The following is a 548-nucleotide window of genomic DNA, read 5'->3' as shown; positions in this document are numbered from 1 at the left end:
TGGAATGCCCCCACTGAGTGGTCCGGTTTGAATGTTAGTGCATTGTCGGCCTGTGGTCCATTTGCACGAAGGTCTCTGGGGCCGGTGGCCGGTAGTTCAGAGCGCTGTGGGGCCTGACGGTGTTGTAGTGCCGTCGCCACCTTTCGATTAGGATCTGTGCCTCGTGCAGGGTGTGGAAGATTTCGCCGTTGAGCATTTCGTCCCGGAACCGGGCGTTGAAACTCTCGCAGTAGCCGTTCTCCCACGGTGATCCTGGCGCAATGAATGCCGTTCTGGCACCCACCGCCCCGATCCATGCCTGCACCTTTTTGGCAATGAATTCGGCGCCATTGTCGGACCTTATGAACTCGGGCGGGCCGCGCAGGATGAACAGATCAGTCAGGGCGTCGACAACGTCGGTCGAGTTTAGCTTGCGCTTGACGCGGATCACCAGTGCTTCCTTCGTGAACTCGTCGATGATGTTGAGCGTGCGGAAGATCCGCCCATCCCGGGTCCGGTCCTGGACGAAATCATAGGACCAGACGTGATTGGGGCGCTCCGGCCTCAGC

Annotated in this window: 1 protein-coding gene; it reads right to left on the bottom strand. The window is 59.5% G+C overall.

The features are described 5' to 3' along the window. Window positions 1-34: 34 nt before the first annotated feature. Window positions 35-548: IS3 family transposase (locus tag AC4FS3_RS29305; RefSeq protein ID WP_491023464.1), on the bottom strand; the 514-nt coding region annotated here is incomplete at its 5' end.

Source organism: Pseudogemmobacter sp. TB195 (genome assembly GCF_058313095.1).
Note: the sequence above shows the minus strand (reverse complement) of the source record. Positions and strands in the feature narration are given on the sequence as shown.